This window comes from Deinococcus aquiradiocola (genome assembly GCF_014646915.1).
Lineage (GTDB): Bacteria > Deinococcota > Deinococci > Deinococcales > Deinococcaceae > Deinococcus > Deinococcus aquiradiocola.
In genome coordinates this window covers 180,529-199,089 of sequence record NZ_BMOE01000002.1, presented here as the reverse complement: position 1 = coordinate 199,089, position 18,561 = coordinate 180,529, and the positions used below count along the sequence as shown (strand labels likewise).

Genomic DNA, 18,561 nt, shown 5'->3' with positions numbered 1-18,561 from the left:
CTTCAGCCGGGGGGCAGCTCGCCTCGGTGGCGTTCGAGGGTGGCGTGGACGGTCGTGCGTGCCGCGGCGAGTTTCTGCAGGCCGGCGGCGGTGATCTCGGTGTAGACGCCCCGGCGGTCGGTGTCGCACATGTAGCGGGCGAGGAGGCCGCAGTCCTGCGCTTCGAGGCGGGTGACGAGGCGGGTGGTCGCGCTCTGGGAGAGGCCGACGAGTTCGGCGAGGACCTGCATCCGGTGGTGGTGGTCGGGTTTGGCTTCGAGGGCGACGAGCACCCTGTACTCGCTGACGCTGAGGGCGTGCTGCTGAAGGGCCTGTTCGAGGGCGCGGTTGAGGGTCTGCCAGTGCCGGTCGAGGGTCTGCCAGCGGTGTTCGAGTTCGGTCATGTGCGTTCCAGTGTGCCTGATCCGGCGGGACCGCGGGTGCCCTGCGGCGTCGGGGGAGTGGGAAACGGCGGGCGGAGGTGGAGCCGGGGGGCCGGGGGTTGACAGGTCTGCTCGACCGGACTAACTTACTTGCGCGCGCAAAGATTGCTTGCGCAAGCATGTGAAAGGATAACACATTCACCCCGCCCGGCCCGCCGGACCCTCACCCGGAAGGAGTTCCCATGCCCCCAGCCCTCCTCGCCCTCGCCGTCAGCGCCTTCGCCATCGGCACGACCGAATTCGTCGTCGTCGGCCTGCTCAACACCATCGCCGCCGACCTCGGCGTCAGCGTCCCCAGCGCCGGCCTGCTCGTCAGCGGCTACGCCCTCGGCGTCGCCATCGGCGCCCCCATCCTGACGGCCCTCACCGGCCGCCTCCCCCGCAAGCACCTCCTGCTCGGCCTGATGACCCTCTTCACCGGCGCGAACATCGCCGCCGCCCTCTCCGGCAACTACGCGCTGCTCATGACGGCACGGATCCTCAGCGCCCTCGCGCATGGCGTGTTCTTCAGCGTCGGCAGCACCATCGCCGCCAGCCTCGTCCCACCCGAGAAACGCGCCAGCACCATCGCCACCATGTTCGCCGGCCTCACCCTCGCCACCGCCCTCGGCGTGCCCGCCGGCACCTGGGTCGGCCAGCACCTCGGATGGCGCGCCACCTTCTGGATCATCGCCGCACTCGGCGTCGTCTCACTGCTCGCCACCGGCGCCCTCCTCCCCCGCACCCTGCCGCGCGGCGCGGCCACCCCCCTCAACACACAGGCACGCGTCCTCCTGCACCCGCGCCTGCTGCTCGTCCTCGGCATGACCGCCCTCGGATACGGCGGCACCTTCGTCACCTTCACCTACCTCGGCAGCGTCCTCGAAACGATCAGCGGCTTCAGTGCCGGCATGGTCAGCGTCCTGCTGCTCGTGTACGGGGTCGCCATCGCCATCGGGAACATCGTGGGCGGCCGACTCGCCGACCGCGACCCCGTCCGCGCACTCGTGGGACTGTTCCTCGCGCAGGCCGTGGTGCTGCTCGGCTTCACCTTCACCGCGCCGCACCCGGCCCTCGCCGTCGTCACCCTGTTCCTGATGGGCGCCCTCGCCTTCGCCAACGTCCCGGGCCTGCAGGTGTACGTGGTGCAGCTCGCGCAGCGTTACACGCCCGGCGGAGTGGACGTCGCCAGCGCCCTGAACATCGCGGCGTTCAACCTCGGCATCGCCGTCGGTGCCCTGGTGGGCGGCCTCGTCGTCAGCAGCACCCTGGGCCTGCGCGCCACCCCCTGGATCGGCGCCCTCTTCGTCACGGGCGGTCTGCTGCTCACCCTGCTCAGCGCCCGCCTCGACCGCCACCCACACCCCAGCCTGCAGGCCAGCGACTGACAGACACAACCCCGCACCCCGCCGGAACCCCCGGCAAGGCCGACCTGACGCCACAGCAGACGGGACCGCTACTGAAGTCGGCGCAGCGTCAGTCGCAGATCCGGTGAGAGGTTCGCCGAGTGGAAGGGCCTCATCCTGAAGGCCTTCGGGTACAGCTCGAAGCGGCCGTGCGTCACCACCGTCGCCAGGATCGACGCCAGCAGCGCCTCTGCCATGCCCGCGCCCAGACAGGTGTGCGCCCCCGACCCGTACGGCTGGAAGGCCCCCTTCTGCCGGTGTTCGTTCCGGGGATCGAGAAAACGGTCAACGTCAAACTGATCGGGATTCCGGAACAGGTCCGGATCCCACTGAGACGCGAACAGGGCCATCAGGACCTGCTCGCCCTGCCGGACCGGAAACCCCTGGACCTCGAAATCACGGGTGGCGTACCTCAGCAGATTGTTGGCAATCGGGTAGAGACGCATGACTTCCAGCACCACCGCGTGCAGAACCTTCAACTCACGCAGGCGGGCGGCAGGCAGGCCCGCCTCCACCAGCGGGCGCGCCTCCTCCCGCACTCGGGCGAGCACCTCCGGACGCCGGTACAGTTCGTAGAGGCTGAGCGACAGCACGTTCACCACCGTGTCCAGCCCGGCCACGTACGGGATCAGCATCATGAACAGCAGCTCCTCGTCGTTCATGAGCTCCGGCTGGGTCCGGGCCAGGGTACGCAGGTCATCGACGTAGGTGGACGTCATCGCCCGTGCGTCCTGACCGAGCACCTCCTGAGCGAACGCGCGGGCACTGGCCCGGGCCTTCAGGTAGGCGGGCCGCCGAAGCGCCGACGGGCGAGCCGACTTGACCAGCTGGACCGCCAGCTGGGTATGCCAGTACGTCATGAAATCAGCCAGGTGCACTCCGGGCTTCCGGCCCAGGGTCAGGGTCCCGATACAGTCGGCCACCAGCCGCTGCGCGAACGGCACCACCTTCAGGTGCCCACTGACGTTCGTGCGGTCCAGCGCCTCCCTGGTCAGGTTCATCACCAGCGGAAGCTGTTCGAGCACCCGGCTCCTGGCGAAACCGTTCCGGGTCGCTGCCCGGTACTTCTGATGCTCGGCTCCCTCCAGCATGGTCAGCACCTGCCGCCCGCCGAACTCGCGGATCATGCCCTCCCAGACCTTCCAGGCATCGAGTTCTCCGGTGTTGCCCGCCATCACTTCAGCGGCCGTGGGACCACCCAGCACCACCATGGAGGTGTTGAGCACGCTGACCCGGAAGCACGGGCCCAACCGGCGGTACTGCGCGGCGAGAAAGCCCTCGGTGTCCCGAATCATCGGGAACAGACTGCCGATCAGGGGCAGGCCGGGAGCCACGGGAATCTGGTGGTGGGTCATACGTCCTCCTGGGCAGATGAAGCGGATCACGGACCGTGACCGGCGGATGCTCGTCTCCCCACGGTAACTCATGGGCGGGAGCGGAAGGCTTCCCTCCAGACCCAGGGCGTTCCCGGCCTGACCATTCGTCGGTGAGGCCTCCTGAACGGCCGTCCCCGGCGGATACGTCCTGCCGCCGAACCGGCTCAATCCGGCACAGCGCTCCCGACACTTCAGCCCACGCGTTGCCCCGGCCGCCGGGTCCCGTCAGCCGTCTTCACCCCCCTCCTCCAGAAAGAACGCGATGTCTGTCTCGTACTCCTCGGGATTGGGGGTATCCGAGAAGCCCTTGACGTGAAATTCGGCGGTCACGCCCGTGATCGTGAGTTCACGCCGCAACGCCTCCTCGACCACCGTGTAGTACGCGGCCCCCGTCTTGTCGTAAGGACCGACGAACCGCCCGATGAACGCCCGTCCTCCCTCGAACGTCCTCACCTCGATCCGGCCGTCACCCTCGACGTTCCCCACGACAGGAACGCAGACCTCCAGAAGACTGCCCTCACCCTGGTCGTCGTTGTCGTGCACGAAGAAACTCGGGCGATCGACCAGGTAGCCTCTGGCCTTGACGTGCGTCATCAGCTCCCCCATCGCCTCCGGAATGACCTCATAGTGAGGGGGGTGGAGGCGCGTGCGGATGCTCAGGGTCTGTCGGGCGGGAATCTGTTCGGTACGGTAGTTCATCGGGTCCTCCTGAAGGTAGGTGCGCAGCACCGAAAGCGCCCGCTGACGCTCCTCGATTTCAGTGCCCAGTCGCCGCTCGTGCCGGGAGAGCACGTCCCTGACGCGGGCCGGATGCTCGATCAGGTCCCGGATCTCTTCGAGCGGCAGGCCCAGTTCGCGCCACCGACGAATGCGGACAGCCCGGTCGATCTGCGTGACGCTGTAGTACCGGTAGCTGTTGAGGTCGTCCACGTCCGCAGGTCGCAGCAGGCCGATCTCGTCGTAGTACCGCAGGGTCTTCGGAGACAGACCGGTCAGGACGGCGAACCGGGAGATGATCAGGCGACCTCGCATACGCAGACACGCTACAAGTTCCAGCCACAGGAAGGTCAACCCCCCAGCTGAAGGCGCAGCACAGTGAAGCAGCGGTGCGGGACCGCTCGAAGCGTCCGGTCACCGCCGGTCGAGGGCCGGAGCTGACCCGGGTGGAACGCCGCCGAGCGCCGCGTCCGGAGCAGTCACGAAGGACGGCAGGGTCGCCTTCAGGGTAAGGCCCCTTCAATCTTCCCGCTGAAGGTCACACGGCCTTTCCGCACGTCACACGGACGCTCACGCCTGCAGGTGCCGTTCCGCGTCCAGGTACATCCGGATCCAACCCTGAGCCGCGCTCTCCTGCCGCTGCTCGGCAGGACGGAGAGAAGCGGTCAGGTGTGCCCAGGTGAGCGCACGGACGATCCGCCCCACCCGCAGCGCCAGGTTCAGCGCCTCCCGCAGTTCGGGCAGCGTCCCGTGAGCCGACCAGGGTTCCAGGTAGGCGTCAACCAGCCGTCCCAGCCGGGGTGAGTCCTCCAGGAGCCCGGCATTGTGCGCGGCGCTGCGGAGTCCGACCGTCAGCGTACAGAAGGGGTGGGTCACCGCGCTTTCCGCCCAGTCCGCCACCCTCGGCCGCTGCAGGCGAACGTCCACGAAGACGTTCGCGTCGTGAAAATCGTCGTGATGGAGTGTTTCGGGCACGCCGCGCGAGGCGAGGTCCGAGCAGAGATCAGCGAAGGACCCCAGCAGCCTGCGGCCCTCCCGGATCTCGCCCGGGGTCAGGGCGTCAGGCGCGGGCGTCAGAGTGTGCTCCTGCTCATCCAGCAGACGCGCGAAGTGCTCCGGCAAGCCGGCAAGGCGACGGTCCGGCACGCCGAGCGCGAGCAGCGACGGGGAGTGATCCACGCACCCCATCTGAAGTACCGCCATCCGGGCGAAGACGGTGTCCATACACCGCAGCCATTCGTCGCCCGACGCGGCGGAACGGAGGGTCATTCCGGCGTCCTTCATCAGCAGCCAGCCGAGTTCCGGGTCCGCGGCCAGCACCTCGGGCACCCGGTCCCGGAACAGCTGACCGAGGGTCCGCGTGAGGGCCGGTTCATGCCCGAAGACCGGCGGGGAGGCCTTGAAGTACAGGTCGCCCCGTCCGGACGGCACCCTCAGCACCCTGGACCACGGCAGGCGATGGACCGGCTCGATCTCCCCGTCACAACGCAGGCCATAGCGTTCAAGCTGATCGGCGATCCATGCCCGGGCATGCTGTTCCCATCCCGGCTGCTCCCACGGGGCGCCCGGCACCGCTAGCGTGTTCCCTGAACGTGAGCTGCAGGCAGGCCTGAAGATGACGGAGACATGCCCCAGGGTAGCGCCACGGCGTTTTCGACGTCGAGCACGCCGGAGCACTCAGCTCCGGGCAGGGAAACGGCGGCATGGCCGCGAAGAGCCAGCGTCGTAGGCTGGACGCAGGGTCAGCAACGTGTTCCGGCGCAGTGGGCCCAAACGAAGTGCCCGGGCCTGGATGCAGCAGCGCGGACGCACCGTGCGGGAAGGCCACGTCGACCACGAAGACGTGCCGGTAGACCCGTTGCCATGTCACCGCGTCCTGCTGCAGTGACCGGGAGTGACTGCAGGTCGTGCTGGACACCGCGGATCTCGTGCTCAACCGTGACGGGCAGAACTGACAGTCGATCCGGCCGGGACCTGTGCCTGGCATCCGGCGTGAACGTCGCCCGGCTCGCAAGTCTGCCGACACACCCTGTCGGTATGCTCGCCTGGGCGGACGTTCAAGGGTCCGGCGTGACGAACGGTTCGGTCGGAGCTTGATCAGGAATGCGGCGTGCGCCGCAGTGAGGACAGAAGGGGGTGGGGGCGTGTCCCTGGTCCGGGGCGCCGGTGCCCGGAGTTTTGCGCCGCTGCAGTTCCTCGTTGAAGCCCGAAGCGATCAGGCCTGCCGGAAGGGCGACGATGCCGATCCCGAGAAGCATCACGAAGCCGGCCACAGCCCGTCCGGCCCCGGTGAGCGGGTAGGTGTCGCCGTACCCCACGGTCGTGAGCGTCACGATGGCCCACCACATGGCGGCCGGAATCGACTCGAAGCCCTTGTTGCCGCGTTCGAGGTTGAAGAGTGCCGTCGCGGCGATCAGCACGAGCACGAAAACGATCAGGACCGTGGTGAGCAGCTCCTCGCGTCGGCTGCGCAGCACGCGCCCGATCAGGCTGAGCGACCCGGAATACCGCCCGAATTTCAGGATGCTGACCAGTTTCAGCAGCCGCAGACTCCGGAAGGCCGTGAGTCCGCCCAACCCGGGAAGTGCCAGGGCGAGCAGGACGCCCAGGTCGATCAGGCCCATCACGCTGAAGATCCAGCGCAGCCGCCCTCGCCAGCCGGGAAGTGCCCCTGATTTCATCGGCGCGGTCCAGACGCGCCCGGCGTACTCCACGCTGAACACCCCGAGGCTGAAAAGTTCCAGCAGGTGCAGACCCGCGCCGAAGCGGCGTTCGACGGCCGGGACGGACCCCAGGACCACTCCAGCGACGTTCAGCACGATCAGGGCGCTGAGCGCCAGGTTCAGGGCCCGTTCGATCGGGGCGGGGCGGTCGTCCGGGTCGAGAACCTCGAAAACCCGGGCCTGCAGGCGCGGCCGGACGGTCATGCCTGACCCGGGAGCAGGTAATGCGGCACGAAGCTCGCCCGGTCGTCGGTGATGCGCCCGGCCGCCTCCCGGACGCCCATCCCGCAGACCTCAGTGCCCGCCACCCACAGGCCGATCACGGGGTACCGCACACTCCCGTCGGCGGCAGGGAAGGACGGCAGGGACGTGTACCGCTGCTCGACGACCGGCAGGTCCCCGTAATGCCCGGGGGTGGCGTCGGCATTCGCGCCGATGATCGTGACGTTCTGCCCTTCCCTGGAGTACAGCGGCTTGCGGACCACTTCACCGCCGAGGGTGCCGGGTTTCAGGCTGGCTGCCAGGACGTTCTCGTCGTCCGGGTAACGCTCGTGCAGGTGGGCGAGCAGGCCCTTGCTGCACAGCACGGCCTTCCAGAGCGGCTCGATGAAACGGGTGCGGGTGCGGCTGAGCTGTTCGGCAGCCACGTCTTCCCACGCGAACTCGAACGGCCACAGCCACATCAGGTGCCGGATCTCCTCGCCACGCAGGCCGACCAGCGTGAGCCGTTCCGGGCTGACGCCGAGGTCTTCGACGTTCAGTGCGGCCGTGCTGACGTGCGCCTGCACGGCGAGATCCCGCAGGTACGTGACGGTCGCCCAGTCTTCGCGGCTGTCGCCAGCTGCGAAATGCACGTCCGTCACCCCGCGCGCCTGCAGGTGCTGCCACTGTTCGAGCAGCGCCTCGTGAATCCGGTTGTACTGGTCACTGCCGGGCGGCAGGTGCCCGAGGGCCTGCTGCTGTTCCAGCCAGTGCCACTGCGCGACGCTCGCCTCGATGAGCGAGGTCGGGGTCTGCCCGTTGCATTCCAGCAGATGCAGGGCGTGCCCGTCGAAAGCGAGGTCCAGCCGCATGTACACGCTCTCGTCACGGCGATTCCAGGACGCTTCGATGGCCGGATGCAGCCAGGCGGGAATGCCGAGTTCCGCGAGTCGTCCGTGCTCGATGCTGTGACCGGCCGTTTCAATCAGGCGGTCCACCAGTCGCTGCCCGGCCTGCTCGATCCGGGTGATCTCCTCGTCCGTGAAGGCGTAGGCGGCCTGCTCCTGCCAGTAGCCCCCGGTCGCCCAGTCGATCCCGACGTTCAGCAGCGCCTGCGCCGCGTCCGGCCGGGGCGGCAGCGTGACGCGCTGCACGTCAGCCGCCGAAGCTGCCGCGGCTGCTGCTGCCGAACCCGCCACGGCTGACGGCGCTGCTGAACGTGCGGCGACTGGACGTGGTGCTGCTGACAGTGCTGGTCCCTGAGGTGCTGCTGACCGTGGCGGACCTTGAGGTGCTGCTGCCGAAGGTCCCGCGAGCGGACGTGGCGGCACCGACTGGAGTACGGTTCGGGGCGGCACGGCTGACCGCCGCAGCGATCCTGCCGAGCACGTTCACGTCCCGGTAAGCGCTGATCTTCCCGCTCGCGCGGTTGTAGGTGACGCCACTGGTCATGACCTTCCCGGCCCTGGTGTAGCCGACGTAGTACCAGTTGCTGCCAGTGTGGTACCCGTACGGACCGTACCAGGACCCGTTCTGCTGCACGCAGGGCGTATCCAGGCCGCCCATGTTCCGGTACTCCTGCAGGCACGCCTGATTGCTGGCGTAGGCGGTCCGCATGTACACCGGTGGGACCTGCACGGTGTCGTGCGAGCCGCAGGCCGTCAGGGTCGAGATGCCGGTCAGCAGCGTGAGGTGAATGATCTGGCTTCGTTTCATGTGGGATCCTTTTCCGGGCACCGGAACAGCACGGGCCCCGCGTTCTGCAGGCGGTGCGTCCGGGCCGACATCACGTTCATCTTAGAGGTGCGGCCTGAAGGAAGATGCGACAGATGTGGCCTGCCCTGTTCGCCCGTCAGGAACCGCAGGTCGGTGACACGCGGTCAGACGCCGGCTCGCCTCGTGGCGGGCATGGTCGGCAGACTGATCTCAGAGAGGCACGCCGTAGAACATCAACTGAGTCCAGTTGACCGCGAAGGGACGAACGGTCCGGAACTCGTTTCCTGACGATGTCCTACGGTTTTGATCCGGTTTCAGGGATGGCGGGAACACCGCCGATACCCCTTCCCTCTCCTCAGAACCGTACTTTTTTGTACTCGCTCTGCTCGGCTGAACTCCAGAAGTTCAGCTCAACACCGTGTCAGAAGGGAGCTCAGACGCTCCAGGTTTCGACGACGAGGAACGGTGAGGTGGTGCGGTACAGGCGGGGCGGTCCGAAGCCGGACTTCCCGAACAGGGCGGCGAACTCCTCACGGGTGCGTTCCCGGCCGTGCAGGTTGACCATCATGTTGATGTCCGACAGGAAGGTCATGGGATCGGGGCCTTCTGTCTCGCCCAGCACCCGTTCGATGACGAGCAACCGCTGGTGTGGCTGCATCGCCGTCCGGACGTTCGTCAGGATCTTCAGGGCGTGCGCGTCGTCCCAGTCGTGCAGGATCAGCGACAGCAGGTACACGTCCCCGCCCGGCGGCACGCGCTCGAAGAAACTCCCGGCCTGGATCTCGACCCGTTCCGCCAGTCCGCCCAGTGCGCGCGCCGCGCCGGCCACCACCGCTTCCTGATCGAACAGCAGGCCACGAACCTCCGGGTACCGGCCGAGGACCGCAGCCAGCAGGGCCCCGTTGCCGCCTCCGACGTCGACGACCACACGGGCACCCGTGAAGTCGGAGGCGGCCGCGACCGCCGCCTGACGTTCGTCAGGACCGTGCTGCATGAAGAGGTCGAACAGATCCGCCTCGTCGGCGTGGAGCTTCAGGTACTCGAACTTCGGCATGTGGTACACCCCTTCGAAGGCCGGGCTGCCCGTCCTCACGGCGTGTTCCAGATTCGCCCAGCTTTCTCTCTGGTGGGGGGCGTCCCAGTACCGGGCCGCGTGGTACAGCGTCGGCGCGGCTGTCTTCCTCAGGGTGGCCGAATGAACGGACTGCCCGATACGGCCGTCGGCGCCGATCTCGAACACCCCGAACGCCGCCAGCGCCCGGCACAGCCGCAGCAGCATCTGAGGGTCCGCACCGACCCTCAGCGCGAGCGTGTGGGCGAACTGCGGGCCGCCGCTCAGCTCGTCGGCCAGGCCAAGGGCAACCGCGACCTGGATCATCCTGGAGAGCTGATAGCCACGGATCAGGAGGGCCATCTCGGCGAAAGCGGGACCGGGGGGAGTCGGGAGCGACATCAGGACCTCCTGTCCCCGAACGGAGGCGGGTGCGCTGGGGAATGGACCCAGTGTACGCCCGGGCGACACGAAGTCCAGCGGCCGCGTGGGGCCCCGCTTCCGCGCACCGCGTGCGGCCGTTCATCCTGCGTGCGGCAGGGTCGGCCGACGCCGTACGGTGGTGGCATGATGGGGGCATGGCGACTCCTGGTCTTCACCTGCGTGATCTGGCGAGGCTGCGGCGCGTGCGTGACCGCATCGACCGGGAATACGCTCAGCCGCTGGATGTCGAGGCACTCGCGCGGGGCGTGCATCTGTCTGCCGGGCATCTCAGTCGCCAGTTCCGACGCGCGTACGGCGAATCTCCGTACCGTTACCTCATGACGCGCCGGATCGAGCGGGCCATGATGCTGCTGCGCCGTGGTGACCTCAGCGTGACGGACGTCTGTTTCGAGGTGGGCTGCGCGTCGCTCGGGACCTTCACCACCCGCTTCACCGAACTGGTCGGGGTGTCGCCCGGCGCCTACCGGCAACGTGAGAGGTGGACGACGCAGGGCCTGCCTCCCTGCGTGGCGAAACAGGTGACCCGGCCCGTGCGGTGAAGTGACCGCCGGAGCAGGAATGGAGAAGCGCCGGAGCGTGCGCGTTGTCTACAGTGAATGTATGCCCATCTCCATCCATCAGTCGTTTCTGCCCCACACCGATCCGGCCGCTTCGCTGGCCTTCTGGCGTGACACCGTCGGGTTCACGGTGCTCAGCGACGTCGGCTACAACGGCCTTCACTGGATCACGCTCGGCGCTGAAGGTCAGGCCAGCCCCTCGATCGTGCTGTACCCCCCGCAGGCGACACCCGGCATCACGGACGACGAGCGCCGCACGGTCGCCGAGATGATGGCCAAGGGCAGTTACGCCACCATCATCCTGGCCACCACCGAGCTCGACGTCATCTTCGAACGGCTGCAGGCCAGCGACGCCGAGGTCGTGCAGGAACCGGTCCTTCAGCCCTACGGCGTGCGCGACTGCGCGTTCCGGGATCCCGCCGGGAACCTGGTCCGTATTCAGGAGGTGTCTGCCCCCACACCCTGACGCCCGTGAAGGGTCACCGGCCGACCCCGGTCCGACTTGAGCATTCAGACAGGCGGACGACGAGCGCCGACGAACGTGTGGCGAGAATGCCGCTGTCGTCCGAGTGAGCGGGCCTTCCTGGGGCCTGGGAGAGCCGCGCCGGGTCTGCGTTGCAGGCCGGACCGGTCAACTCCGGTTTGCTGAAGCGTTGCGGTTCCGGTGGTGTGCGAGAGATCGCCGGGCGGCGGGCGTGCCGGTCCAGGCGTGCAGCTGGGCGCGCAGGGTGTCGCCCGGCTGGCGGGTGGCGGCGGTGGCGGCCGTGGCGAGCGGGCCGAGCGGTTCGTCGAGCAGGGAGGAGAGCAGCGTCAGCCCGGCCTGACGGCGGCGCGGGACACCCCAGCTCCAGCTCCCGCCGCCCCCGGCGTGCAGGGGATCGAGCAGTCCGGTGTTCATCAGACCGGCCGGGCTCAGGTAGGTGTTCACGGAACCGTGGCCGTCCGCCACGAAGTGCAGCGCGATCTCGCCGGGCCGCCGGCCGGGCCTCAGGTCCAGGGTGTGCCGACGCTCCTGGGCGTGCAGGTCGGCGTCGATCTGCAGCGCGATTCGGGCGTCGATGCGCAGGCCGACCGGCCGCGTGGGTCCGTGCCCGGCCTGAGTGAGTGCCTGCAGCAGTGGCCGCTCGTCGCGCGCCAGGGTGAGGAGGCCCGTGCCGGGCAGCAGGGCGTCTCCGGGGACCGAACCGGTGAGCCGTGGCTCGCCGGCCGCGTGCAGCCGGAGGAGTTCAGTCTGAAGGTGCTGCCGGGCCCGCTCCACGAGCTGCGCCACGCGGCGCAGGCCTTCCTGGTGGGTGCGGGTGGCGGCCGGGGTCCAGCGGGCGGAAATCGCTGCGGCGAGCTGCGCGACTGCGGCCTGCAGGACGATCGGGGGCGGCGTGGGGGTCGCCTCCCCGTCCTCCGGGAGCGTCTCCTGGTCCACGGCGACCCAGTCCACGGCGAGCCGCGCGGCGTCCGCTCGGGCGGCCGCGGCGTTCAGGGGCGCCACCTCGCTCTGGCCGTCCAGCTGGACGCCGACCTCTCTGGCCCACAGGGTGAGGAGGGCCGCCTCGTCGCGGGTCGGGGGGCGGTTGTTCGCTCCGCGCGCCTGAGCGAGCACCCAGCCGGACTGGGCGCGGGCGCTGCCCTCCCCTGCCCGCTTCAGTTCCAGCGTCAGCAATGGAACCGGCAGCGGCCCGTCAGGGTCACACGCCAGGACCCGGACGATGCGGGTCCGCTCGGCACGCACGCTGTGGGCGTAGCCGCCCCAGCCGACGCAGTGGGACAGCGTCCGGCCGTCCGAGATCAGGTCCTGCGGGTGGCGGGCCAGCACCACGGACCAGATGCCGCCGGACCAGTGGAGGGTCCGCTCCAGTCCGGCGTCGGTGGGCGTCCGGTCGAAGGCGCGTTCTCCACCGGTCGCTTCCTCCAGCTCGCCGGCGCTCAGTCCGCTGGCGAGGCACACCTCGCGCCGCGCGTCCGACAGGCCCCGCTCCCGGGCGACGTTCACTGCCTGGAGGGCCGCCACCGCTTCCGTCAGTCCGGGAACCGTGAGGAGGGCCAGTGCCCGCTCGCGGTGCCACACGTCGTCCGCGGCGAATGTCGCCGGGAGCGGTTCCGTGCGTGCCTGGGGTGGCGCGTGCGTGCCGAGTCGCAGGAAGCCCCGCCCGGTCAGCAGCCCGCTCAGGTCAGGCAGCGGCAGGGTCTGCTCGGCCGGCAGGGCCGCCACGGCCGTGAACAGATCGGTGACCTCCTCCAGCGCGCCGGAGAGCCGCTCTTCCTGCAGGGCAGGACTGCCGAGACCGGCGTGCGGCAGTCCCGGCACCAGCAGGTGCAGGGGACCGGCGGCCGCCTCGGCCCGCAGGCACTGGAGCGGCGAGACGAACGCGGCCCGGGCGGCTGTCCAGGCACCACGCCGCACAGGGCAGGGACCGGCGGCCACGGCGGAACGGGCACCCACACCGGACGCGAAGTGCCCCGAGTGCGGAAGTTGCGCGCGCAGCATGGACGCCAGGGCCTGTACCGGTCCGGCGGTCACGCCGGGCAGCAGGCGCGACAGGGCGGCGGTGCCGCTCTTCGTGCCCTGCACGGCGGCCAGCACCTCGTCCGGCAGGAAGCCCGCCAGGGCCGGTTCGAGAATCAGACTCAGGGCCAGCCTGACGCGGCGCGCGAAGGCGTCCGGGTCGGTGTCCACCCGCGTCGCCACGGGCGTCCCCGGGGGCCGGGAGAGGGCGTCCGGCCGGGCCGTCCGCTGACGCTCCCGGCCTTCCGGCGTCGCGCAGAGCGGTGAGCACGGCCGCGCGTCCGGTCCCATGTCCTCCAGCAGGGCGGCCCGGGTGATCCACGCGGCAGTCAGGTCCTTCCAGGGGCCGGGTCCCCGGTGCGGGGCGTGCCAGCGGCTGAGGTGGTGCAGGTGCCAGCCCTGCCGGACCTGCACCCACCACGCGTGCCACGGCAGCACGCCGACCCGGCGGTCCGGGCCGGATGTCCAGCCGGGCGCGACCTGCCCGGGCGCGGGCGCGTCCTCCCAGGCGGCGGCCAGTTCGAGCATGCTGCGCAGGGCCAGCATCCGCCCGAGTCGCCGGTGCACCGATCGGGGCGCGGCCGCCTCGGGATCAGCCGAATCCAGACCCGCGAGCAGGTCCGGCAGGGCGTGCGCCTCCTCGAGAATCTGTGCGTGCAGCGTCCGCAGCGCCCCGTCCAGCTTGTCGGCCGGGTACAGCTGCCATGGGAGGCGGTCATGGCCGGAGTCGGTCGGTCCCACCAGCACGGTTCTCGGTCCGGCGAACAGGCTCAGGCCCGGGTCCCCCGCCGCTGCCGGGACGATATCCACCCGGGTCGCGGAACGGCCGAGGGCACGCTGCTGCCGGAGCTGCTCCTCCGGGGACGGGACACTGCGCGGCCGGGCCATCAGGCGGCTCGGGCAGGACAGATGGAGGCAGGGTTCTGGAATGCGGACGGCACGCTCCAGAGCCTACCCGGGGGGCGCGCGTCCAGCGTCCGTCGGCTGGCCTAAAGACGAGGCACAAAGGCTAGGCCGGATGGCGTGGGACGCGGGCGGAGGCGAACGATGAACCCGGCAGCAGGCGAATCCGAGTGTGTCGCCGCCGGTCACCGTGGGGCCGGAAGGCTTTTATTGACACGGGGGATGCATCCAGGCAGAGGGACCCGGACGTGAGTGCCCGGACGCCAACCAGCTTCAGACAGATCTTTTTCTGAAGTTTTCCCTCCTGCCGTTACAACGGGTGCAGAGGTGTCCCCACCGAACGACGTCCTTGGTGGATACCAGGAGGGAGCATGACCCAAGCAGCCGGACTGCCCGATCCCATCCGACGCACCTTCAACCGGCAGTCCCTGCGGCACTGGTTGTGGTCTCACCTGACGGTACGCCCTGGACTGCTCATCCTGACGGTGGTCGGAGAGATCTCGCACGGCGCGTCGCTGGTGATGACGGCCGTCCTGCTGGGTCGCCTCGTCGACCGCGTCCTCTCGACGTCCAGGACGGCCGAGGCGTTGACGCCGTTCGTGTGGTGGCTGCTCGGGCTGCTGCTGGTCCGCTTCCTGGCGGGAATGGCGACGGGGGCAGCCGGGCAGGCCCTCAGTGAACGTCTGCAGCAGACGTCGCGCGAGGAGGCGTTCAGCGAACTGCTGGGGAGGGACCTGGCGTTTCATGCCCGGGAACGCAGCGGTGACCTCATGGCCAGGATCACGGGAGACGCGCAGATGCTCAGTGTGATGGTGCTGCCGGGCATGACGATGCTGCTTTCCTCGGCCCTCTCGACCGTCCTGCCGCTCGTCGGGATCGCGCTTCTCAAACCTGTCCTGCTGGTCGTGCCTGTCCTCTTCAGCGGAGGGGCGTTCTGGATGATCCGGCGGTACAGTGCCGCGCTGGAGCCGCTCACCTGGTCCGCGCGCGGACAGTTCGGTCAGCTCAACAGTGTCGCGTCGGAGACGGTCAACGGTCTGGACGTGGTGAGGACCCACGGTCTGCAGGCAGAAATGTCCGGGCGTTTCGGAGCGGCTGCCGCCGGGTACCGGGAGGCGTTGATCGCCCAGGCGGGCGCCGAGGCGCGGTACCTGCCGACGCTGCTGTACGCCGTGGGGTTCGCTGCCGCTCTGGCCCACGCGCTGTGGCTGCACACGTCGAGTGTGCTCTCGCTGGGCGAGGTGGTGGCCTTCATGGGCCTGTTCGCGCAGTTCCAGAGTCCCGTCAGCGTTCCCCTGTACGGCCTGTCGCTCGTTCAGTTCGGTCTGGCTTCCGCCGCGCGCATCTTTGAACTCCTTCAGCGGGAGGCTCCGGCGGCGCGGGCCGGTCAGCACACGGCCACGCTGAAGGGTGAGGTGGGTCTGCGCGACCTGACGTTCAGACTGGGGGGGCAGCTGCTGCTGGACCGGGTTGGCCTGCGGATCCGTGCCGGCGAGACGGTGGCGGTCATCGGGGCCACGGGGAGCGGGAAGACCAGTTTCCTGCAGCTGATCAACGGGGTTCTCGAACCGGAATCGGGACAGGTGCTGCTGGACGATCAGCCGCTGGAAGCGTGGAGCCCCGCGTCCCTGAAACCCCAGGTGGCGATGGTCGAACAGGACGTGTTCCTGTTCAACCGCTCGGTGGCGGACAATGTCCGGTTCGGGAGTTCCCGGCCAGTGTCGGATGACGAGATCCTGCAGGCACTGACCGACGCTCAGGCGAGCGGATTCGTGCTGGCGTTGCCTCAGGGCATGGACACCCTGGTGGGGGAACGGGGCGTGCGTCTTTCCGGCGGGCAGCGGCAGCGCATCGCCGTGGCACGCGCCCTGATCCGTCGTCCGGCCATTCTGCTGCTGGACGATCCGACCAGCGCGCTCGACGAGCCGACTGGCCTGCTGGTCCAGCAGGGGTTACGGGCAGGCCATCCGGAACGGACGGTGGTGATGGTCACCAATCGCTGGGCCAACCTGGAGCGGGTCGACCGGATCGTGCTGCTTCAGGCGGGGCAGGTCCGCGTCTTCGACACACTCTCGGACCTGCTGGCCGCTGAACCGCAGCAGCGCCTGCAACTGGCGGAAGAGACGAACGGCGACACGCCTGAACCGGTCATGGGAAGATCGGCATGAGCGGCATCCTGGACGGCCTTTCGGCAGAGTCGTACGACCGTCAGTACACGGACCGGGAGTTGCTGCGGCGCATTCTCGCGCTCCTTCAGCATGAACGGGGACTGCTGCTGCGCGTGTCCGGAACGCTGCTCACTTCGACCCTGATCGGACTGGCAGTGCCGTACGGTGTCTCGCAGGCCCTCACCCGCACACGTGTCGACAACCTGCCGCTCACGGCGGGACTGGTCCTGGCGGTCACCCTGGCGGGCGCGTTAAGCTGGGCCCTGCAGTACATCCAGCGGGTCTGGACGCGGCAGGCGATGGCGAACGTCGTCATGGAACTTCAGGAGCAGGCGTTCAGAGCGGCAGTCCGGCAGGACGCGCGCTTTTACGAGACCACCACCCAGGGCCAGGTGGTGTCACGAATCACCGGGGATACGCAGTCGTTCTCGTTGACGGTGACCCTGACGCTGGGCGCCGTGAGTCAGCTGGTCCTGGTGGCGGGGGTACTGGTGATGCTCTGGAGCGTCCACGCACCGCTCGCGGCCGCCGTCACGCTGCTGATCCCCGTGGTTGTCGGAGTGGCCGCCCTGTTTCGCGCCTGGGCACGCCGCAGCACCCAGCAGACCCAGCGGGCGGTAGCGAACATCAACACCTCAATCAGCGAGGCCATCGGCGGTCTGGCCGTGGCGAAAAGCTTCGGGCAGGAGTCGGTGCTCCTCGAGGAATTCAGGGCCGTGAACGAGACGGCCTACCGCCTGCAGGTGCAGCAGGGCATGATCTACAGTTCCATCTACCCCGTGCTGGGCGTGCTGACGGGCGTGGCGGTCCTGCTGGTCGCGTATCTGGGTGGCCGGGCCGTGATTGCCGGGGGCATCGATATCGGGCAGTGGTACCTGTTCGTGCAGGCACTCGACTACTTCGTCCTGCCCCTGACCGGCATCGCTGCATTCTGGAGTCAGTTTCAGCAGGGCCTGGCGGCCGCCGAGCGGGTGTTCGCCCTGATTGACCATCCGGCACCGGTGCATACCGGACGCCGGTCCCTGCCGCAGACTGCAGCGCGGATTGAACTTCAGGACGTCACTTTCGCGTACCGCGAGGGAGAATCCGTGCTGGACGGTTTCTCCCTGACCCTGACGCCCGGAGAGACAGTGGCGCTGGTCGGCGAGACGGGTGCAGGAAAATCCACGGTGGCCAAACTGCTGACCGGACAGTACCGGGCTCAGGGCGGTGCCCTGCTGATCAACGGCGTTCCGATCGAAGAGTACGACGTTGCCGAACTGCGTCGCCACGTCGGCTACGTGTCTCAGCATCCCTTCCTATTTGCCGGCACGGTGATGGACAACGTCCGGCTTGGACGCGCCGGGGCGAGCACCGAAGAGGCGGAGGCCGCCGCACAGGCCCTGCTGCCCGGGTGGACCGAGCAGCTTCCGGACGGCCTGAATACCCGGGTCGGCGAACGCGGGCAGGGCATCTCGCTCGGCCAGCGCCAGCTGGTGGTGCTGGCCCGGATCCTGCTGCAGGCACCGCCGATCCTGGTGCTGGACGAAGCCACGGCCAACATCGATCCCTGGACTGAAATGCAGTTCCTGCGGGCCCTGGCCACAGTACAGCAGGGACGCACCTGCCTGTTCATCGCCCACCGCAGAGGCACGATTGCGCACGCCCAGCGTGTCGTGCGGCTGCACGGCGGCCAGAGTCAACTGGAGGTGCTGCCGACTGCGGCCGCACGGGCACGTCCGGCTGGAGAATGGCTGCTGCCCACCTGACTGACGGGAAGGGTTATGAAAGGGTACTCTCTCGACGTGCACGCCAGGGATGAATGGCAGTGATGCCGGAACAGGCTGTCATACAGTTTCATAGGGATGCCGGGAACAGCACTGGCATCCCTGGCACATCAGCGTCCATGAGGACGCTCGCCCGCTTTCACCTCCTCCAGACCGGACCTGTTGGTGCCCGCTTCGCTCGGCTGAACGCCAGGAGTTCAGCCCCGTTTGGTTTCATTCCTGTTCAATTCCGATTGACGGGTATCCAGGCAATCTGCGCTTGCGGGCAGACTCGTGGGTGATTACCGAGAAGAACCGCAGTGGACGGGTACCGGATCTGCCTGCGCTTCAGTCTGATACGGTTTTGATCCGATTCCAGGGATGCCGGAAGCAGCACCGACATCCCTTCCATCTCCTCCAAACCGTACTTTTTGGTGCTCGCTTCGCTCGGCTGAACTCTACAAGTTCAGCTCAAAACCTTATGATGTCGATCCGGTGGCGTGCTCACACCTATTCCGGGAAGTGAGAGGCCGTTACACCACGGTCAGGGCGTGATCCTCCTGACAACGGGCGGCCAGCAGTGCACTGAGCTTCCTGCCGCTGGTTGCCCGCCACGCGGTTCGGGCCTGGGTCTGATCCGCCCACCCTCACCC

At 68.6% G+C, this 18,561-nt stretch carries 14 protein-coding genes; 5 read left to right on the top strand and 9 right to left on the bottom strand.

From position 1 onward, the window contains the following. Positions 1-2: 2 nt before the first annotated feature. Positions 3-383, bottom strand: a complete 381-nt coding sequence (locus tag IEY33_RS04760; protein ID WP_188961126.1) for a MarR family winged helix-turn-helix transcriptional regulator — start codon at positions 381-383, stop codon at positions 3-5. A gap of 221 nt (positions 384-604) precedes the next feature. On the opposite strand from IEY33_RS04760, the gene IEY33_RS04755 reads away from it, so the two are divergent. After that, complete coding sequence (locus tag IEY33_RS04755) at positions 605-1,789, top strand: MFS transporter (RefSeq protein WP_188961125.1); 1,185 nt, start codon at positions 605-607, stop codon at positions 1,787-1,789. Between the two features lie 68 nt (positions 1,790-1,857). On the opposite strand, the gene IEY33_RS04750 is transcribed toward IEY33_RS04755, so the two are convergent. The 7 genes from IEY33_RS04750 to IEY33_RS04720 all read right to left on the bottom strand — a co-directional run bounded on the left by IEY33_RS04750 (position 1,858) and on the right by IEY33_RS04720 (position 9,993). After that, the gene (locus IEY33_RS04750; RefSeq protein WP_188961124.1) at positions 1,858-3,162 is read right to left on the bottom strand and encodes a cytochrome P450; all 1,305 of its coding nucleotides are present in this window, start codon (positions 3,160-3,162) and stop codon (positions 1,858-1,860) included. A gap of 246 nt (positions 3,163-3,408) precedes the next feature. Continuing rightward, complete coding sequence (locus IEY33_RS04745; RefSeq protein ID WP_188961123.1) at positions 3,409-4,215, bottom strand: MerR family transcriptional regulator; 807 nt, start codon at positions 4,213-4,215, stop codon at positions 3,409-3,411. Positions 4,216-4,470: 255 nt separating this feature from the next. After that, complete coding sequence (locus IEY33_RS04740) at positions 4,471-5,472, bottom strand: hypothetical protein (protein WP_188961122.1); 1,002 nt, start codon at positions 5,470-5,472, stop codon at positions 4,471-4,473. Between the two features lie 485 nt (positions 5,473-5,957). Next, positions 5,958-6,827, bottom strand: coding sequence for an ion transporter (locus tag IEY33_RS04735; RefSeq protein ID WP_188961121.1), 870 nt, complete (start codon positions 6,825-6,827; stop codon positions 5,958-5,960). Beyond that, a complete protein-coding gene (locus IEY33_RS04730; protein ID WP_188961120.1) occupies positions 6,824-7,978 on the bottom strand; it encodes a glutathionylspermidine synthase family protein in 1,155 nt (384 codons plus the stop codon). Before IEY33_RS04730 ends, IEY33_RS04735 begins: the two co-directional genes overlap by 4 nt. A 1-nt stretch (position 7,979) precedes the next feature. Then, positions 7,980-8,540 (bottom strand): hypothetical protein, encoded by a 561-nt coding sequence (locus IEY33_RS04725; protein WP_188961119.1) that lies wholly within the window; start codon positions 8,538-8,540, stop codon positions 7,980-7,982. Positions 8,541-8,973: 433 nt separating this feature from the next. Next, entirely contained in the window at positions 8,974-9,993 is a 1,020-nt protein-coding gene (locus IEY33_RS04720) for a methyltransferase (RefSeq protein WP_188961118.1), read from the bottom strand. 176 nt (positions 9,994-10,169) lie between these two features. Between IEY33_RS04720 and IEY33_RS04715 the strand changes: the two genes are divergently transcribed. Both IEY33_RS04715 and IEY33_RS04710 read left to right on the top strand, forming a co-directional pair. Next, positions 10,170-10,574: a helix-turn-helix transcriptional regulator gene (locus tag IEY33_RS04715; RefSeq protein ID WP_188961117.1), complete on the top strand. Its 405-nt coding sequence runs from the start codon at positions 10,170-10,172 to the stop codon at positions 10,572-10,574. A 61-nt stretch (positions 10,575-10,635) separates the two neighbouring features. After that, the gene (locus IEY33_RS04710) at positions 10,636-11,058 is read left to right on the top strand and encodes a VOC family protein (protein WP_188961116.1); all 423 of its coding nucleotides are present in this window, start codon (positions 10,636-10,638) and stop codon (positions 11,056-11,058) included. A gap of 165 nt (positions 11,059-11,223) precedes the next feature. Here the strand turns inward: IEY33_RS04710 and IEY33_RS04705 are convergent, their stop codons facing one another. After that, on the bottom strand, positions 11,224-13,980 hold the full coding sequence (locus IEY33_RS04705) for a hypothetical protein (RefSeq protein ID WP_188961115.1): 2,757 nt from the start codon (positions 13,978-13,980) through the stop codon (positions 11,224-11,226). 386 nt (positions 13,981-14,366) lie between these two features. Here IEY33_RS04705 and IEY33_RS04700 point away from each other — a divergent pair, with 386 nt between their 5' ends. Beyond that, entirely contained in the window at positions 14,367-16,163 is a 1,797-nt protein-coding gene (locus IEY33_RS04700) for an ABC transporter ATP-binding protein (RefSeq protein ID WP_188961114.1), read from the top strand. Continuing rightward, entirely contained in the window at positions 16,160-17,911 is a 1,752-nt protein-coding gene (locus IEY33_RS04695) for an ABC transporter ATP-binding protein (protein WP_188961113.1), read from the top strand. The genes IEY33_RS04700 and IEY33_RS04695 overlap by 4 nt, the downstream gene beginning before the upstream one ends. Positions 17,912-18,561 lie beyond the last annotated feature (650 nt).